The organism is Bowdeniella nasicola, from assembly GCF_001907295.1.
Lineage (GTDB): Bacteria > Actinomycetota > Actinomycetes > Actinomycetales > Actinomycetaceae > Bowdeniella > Bowdeniella nasicola.
In genome coordinates this window covers 1-3,819 of sequence record NZ_MQVR01000121.1, presented here as the reverse complement: position 1 = coordinate 3,819, position 3,819 = coordinate 1, and the positions used below count along the sequence as shown (strand labels likewise).

6 protein-coding genes and 1 pseudogene are annotated in these 3,819 nt (G+C 63.0%); 5 read left to right on the top strand and 2 right to left on the bottom strand.

The features are described from left to right. Nucleotides 1–316: 316 nt before the first annotated feature. Nucleotides 317–742, top strand: coding sequence for a hypothetical protein (locus BSZ39_RS12295; RefSeq protein ID WP_073717603.1), 426 nt, complete (start codon nt 317–319; stop codon nt 740–742). Between the two features lie 3 nt (nt 743–745). On the opposite strand, the gene rsgA is transcribed toward BSZ39_RS12295, so the two are convergent. Both rsgA and BSZ39_RS12285 read right to left on the bottom strand, forming a co-directional pair. Further along, complete coding sequence (gene rsgA / locus BSZ39_RS12290) at nt 746–1,768, bottom strand: ribosome small subunit-dependent GTPase A (RefSeq protein ID WP_073717602.1); 1,023 nt, start codon at nt 1,766–1,768, stop codon at nt 746–748. Nucleotides 1,769–1,775: 7 nt separating this feature from the next. Beyond that, nucleotides 1,776–2,276, bottom strand: coding sequence for a DoxX family protein (locus BSZ39_RS12285; protein ID WP_073717601.1), 501 nt, complete (start codon nt 2,274–2,276; stop codon nt 1,776–1,778). A gap of 160 nt (nt 2,277–2,436) precedes the next feature. On the opposite strand from BSZ39_RS12285, the gene BSZ39_RS12280 reads away from it, so the two are divergent. From BSZ39_RS12280 to BSZ39_RS14725, 4 genes and pseudogenes are all read left to right on the top strand, one after another. After that, nucleotides 2,437–3,081: a sigma-70 family RNA polymerase sigma factor gene (locus tag BSZ39_RS12280; RefSeq protein WP_083603347.1), complete on the top strand. Its 645-nt coding sequence runs from the start codon at nt 2,437–2,439 to the stop codon at nt 3,079–3,081. Then, entirely contained in the window at nt 3,078–3,329 is a 252-nt protein-coding gene (gene rsrA / locus BSZ39_RS12275; RefSeq protein WP_073717600.1) for a mycothiol system anti-sigma-R factor, read from the top strand. The genes BSZ39_RS12280 and rsrA overlap by 4 nt, the downstream gene beginning before the upstream one ends. A gap of 49 nt (nt 3,330–3,378) precedes the next feature. After that, nucleotides 3,379–3,453, top strand: coding sequence for a 50S ribosomal protein bL37 (locus BSZ39_RS15165; RefSeq protein WP_014300525.1), 75 nt, complete (start codon nt 3,379–3,381; stop codon nt 3,451–3,453). Between the two features lie 69 nt (nt 3,454–3,522). Further along, a pseudogene (locus tag BSZ39_RS14725) lies at nt 3,523–3,705 on the top strand (tryptophan-rich sensory protein); the annotation flags it as partial. Nucleotides 3,706–3,819: the final 114 nt, after the last annotated feature.

Below are 3,819 nucleotides of genomic sequence, written 5' to 3'. Positions count from 1 at the left end.
CTGTTTGTCATGATCTGACCAGTCTCCCTGCCCGAAGCCTCGAGCAACAGGACAACTCTCACAACGACTGGACCCACAAAAGGGGGTCAGGCCAGTGTCGATTACAAGGATCTTGGGCGATATTGCAAGTTGGCTGTTACTGATCGGTGGACGGGGTCGAAAGGTGGTGATAGCGGAGGTCCCTGGTATTGGGGGAATAATGCTTATGGGATCCATAGTGGGTCGGGACGCTATCAGGGTACATACCGTAACTTTTTCTTTCCATCGGACCTTGCGCTTACATTGAGTGACTTACAAGCAATTTACGGGAGGTAGCATGAGAAAACTTGGAGTTTTCGTCGCTGTTTCGGCTCTCCTGATCACCGGATGTAGTGCCAGCGACACGGCACAGTGGCATCCCAATAATGACCTGCATTACGCGACTTACCACGCATCGAGCGATGACGCCAAGTTTGACTCGGCATGGTCGGGAAAACTGGTGCGAATCGGGAACTGCGTGGGGGTCGAAGAAAACGGCTGGTATCTCATTGAGATTCCAGACAGTTACGAACTTGTGACAAACGATAGCGGTCAGTTCGCTCTGCGACATGGCTCGGAGGTCTACCCATTCGACCGCGAATACACTGGCGGCGGAGTATTGCGCGAAAACCTCGACAAGCTGGCAGGGCACCCGGAACTGCAAAAGTGTGCAGCCGATCATGCAGTTGCGGGCAGCATATTGATCTACACCATCGAAAAATAGCCGCTACCGTTCGTAATCCGGTAGCGCGGCTTCTCGGGCCGCTAGCAGGCGTCGATAGGAATCGACGCGCGATGCGGCGCGCTCGTCGGTGCGCGCATAATCGGTCAGGGCGCAGTCGAGCGAATCGGCGCGGTGTTCGCAGCCGCGCGGGCAGTCGGCCGACACCTCGAGCAGGTCGTCGAAGCCGCGCAGGATATCGTCGGGCTCGACGTGCGCGAGCCCAAAGGAACGCACGCCCGGCGTATCGATGATCCAGGTGCCATCCTCGGCCCGGAACGCGACGGCCGACGTCGAGGTATGCCGCCCGCGCCCGGTCACGACGTTGACGTCACCGATGCGGCGCTGCGCACTCGGCACGAGTTCGTTCACGAGGCTCGATTTTCCGACGCCCGAATGCCCGATTAGCACGGTGCGGTGCCCCGCCAGCAGTTCGCGCAGCTCGGGGAGCCCCCTGACGGTGCCATCCGGCTCGATCGCCGTCGTGCAGATCCGCAGGTCGAGCGGCTCATACAGTCGGCGCAGCTCGCGATCGGAGGTGAGATCGGACTTGGTCAGGCACAAGATCGGCTCCATGCCCGCGTCATAGGCGGCGACGATGCACCGGTCGATCATGCCCGGGCGGGGTGGGGGATCGGCGAGCGCGGTGACGATGAGGAGTTGATCAGCATTGGCGACGATGACGCGCTGTTTTCCCGTCGTCTCGCCGTCCTCGGCGCTGCGCGAGAGCGCGGTTTTGCGCTCATCGACCTCGACGATCCGCGCGAGTGTGTCCTTCTTGCCCGACAGGTCGGAGGTGAGCGCGACGCGGTCCCCGATGACGACCGACGGGATCTCGCGGGCCTTCACCGCGACGACGTCGATCCCCGCATCGGTGATAACGCGGTAGCGGCCGCGATCGACCGACGTGACGGAGCCGCGCGGCGCATCCGAATAGTCGGGGCGGCGCTTCGTACGCGGACGAGACCCACGGCCGGGACGAACCCGGACCCGTGGGTCATCGGTACCGATATCGCGACGTGGCGCCAAGGATTACCTAGCCATCGTCGCTATAGCGCGCCTTCAGACGCTGCTTGGTGTCCTTCAGATCGGCGCGGTGATCGAGGTAGTTATCCCAACGCCAGCCGAGCGACGGCTTGCCGCCGCGGTCGCCTGCGGCATAGAGCAGGCCGCCGGCCAGCGCGCCGCCCTTGAGCCAATTGCCGGTGAATGCCTTGCGCTCTTCGGCATCCTTGGCCTGCCAGACGGGGTTCGTCGTGACGACGAGCGGCAGATTAATCGCGGCGAGCGTCAGGGCCGCGGTGCGCGGCTTGCGACCGGTCGCAAGGCACAGACCCGCGACGGCGGAGATGCCACCAAGAACGCGCGAGAGCATTTCGGTATCGGAGCTGAGCGCGGGCGGCAGACCGAGCTGGGTCAGGGGCTTTTCGAGCGTCGCAAAGCGGTCAGCGTGTTTCTTCGGGTTGCGCACGGCGTCGATTCCTTCGGCGATGAAGGGGGCCGCGAGCAGCGGGCGGGCGAGCAGCTTGATCAACATGCCTCCATCCTGCCACGCTCGCACAATCGTCGCGAGAGAACCTGGTCGGGGAATAATGCGTGCCGGCCGTGCCGTTAGCTTAGATATGCCCCTCACGCACCACTCGCTCACGCCCGCTTGGCGCCTCATCGCTGCGTACCTGCGGCTAGGCTTAGGGGTGATGACTACTTTTTCCGACGACGATAATTCCGACGTCGATAGCGACGGTGCGCCGGTGCGGACCGATGGCTCGGAGACGCCCGAGGAGCGTCTCGCCCGGTTCGAATCCGACGCGATCCCGCACCTCGACCGCCTCTATGGCGCTGCGCTGCGGATGACCCGGAACCCTGCCGACGCCGAAGACCTCGTACAAGACACCTTCGCGCGCGCCTACGACAAGTTCGATCAGTACAAGCCCGGCACCAACCTGAAGGCCTGGCTGTACCGGATCATGACGAACCTGTACATCAACTCCTATCGCAAGGCCCAGCGCCAGCCGATCCAAGCCGACTCGGACGGCGTCGAGGACTGGCAGCTGCACCGCACCTCGATGCATGACCCGGTCGGGCTGCGCTCGGCCGAAGCCGAGGCCCTGGACCGCATCCCCGATGCCACCGTGCAGGCCGCGCTCATGGCGCTGCCCGAGGATCGTCGCCTTGCAGTCTATCTCGCCGACGTTGAAGGTTTTGCCTATAAGGAAATCGCCGAAATCATGGGCACGCCCGTCGGTACCGTCATGTCCCGCCTGCACCGCGGCCGCGCCCAGCTGCGCGAATCCCTGGCCGATCGGGCCCGCGACTATGGAATCGAGGTGGATCAGTCATGAAGGACGAGGATTGCCAGTGCGAGGAAGTTCGCCGACGCCTCGACGAACTCATCGACGCCGAACTCGAAGACGACCTGTGCGCCCGACTGCAGCGCCACGTCGATGCCTGCCCCGAATGCCACGAGATCGCCGACGTCGAAGCACATATTCGTCGGACCCTGCGCCGGGCGTGCAGCGAACGAGCCCCGGAACAACTGCGCGCTCGTGTCCTACGTATCACCGTGCAACGCACCACGTATTACGGATGAGCCCCAAAGGTGTGGGACAATAACGCAGTTACCGACTCGAGGAGGAAACATGAGCAAGCGTGGCCGTAAGCGTAAGGATCGCCGCAAGAACAAGGCGAACCACGGCAAGCGCCCCAACAGCTAAGTGCGGGCCAGCCAACGAAAAGGACCCACATGGGTCCTTTTTTTGTTGCCCCTGTGCCAAGCTGAAAAGATGATCCCGTTAACGAAAGACACTGCCGCCATTGTCGCCGGCGTGGGAGCCGCCGCCGTCGTCGGCTCGATCGCCACGATTCCCGAAGCGCGCTGGTATGTGCCGCTCGACAAACCCGAATGGAAGCCGCCCGATAATGTCTTCGGACCCGCGTGGACTGCCCTGTATACCGTCCTCGCGGTCGTCTCCGCGCGCCACAATGGGGCTCTTCACAATCGAGGGTGTAGTCGGGGTTTGAATCCGCCGGCCTCGAGGAGGCTGCGGGCGATGTAGTGGGTCAGGTTCCGGAAGCCCAGG

What these genes read in the sequence shown, in the direction of transcription:
- BSZ39_RS12295 (WP_073717603.1), top strand. Translation starts at nt 317, where the DNA reads ATGAGAAAACTTGGAGTTTTCGTCGCTGTTTCGGCTCTCCTGATCACC.
- BSZ39_RS12285 (WP_073717601.1), bottom strand. Translation starts at nt 2,276, where the DNA reads ATGTTGATCAAGCTGCTCGCCCGCCCGCTGCTCGCGGCCCCCTTCATC.
- BSZ39_RS12280 (WP_083603347.1), top strand. Translation starts at nt 2,437, where the DNA reads ATGACTACTTTTTCCGACGACGATAATTCCGACGTCGATAGCGACGGT.
- rsrA (WP_073717600.1), top strand. Translation starts at nt 3,078, where the DNA reads ATGAAGGACGAGGATTGCCAGTGCGAGGAAGTTCGCCGACGCCTCGAC.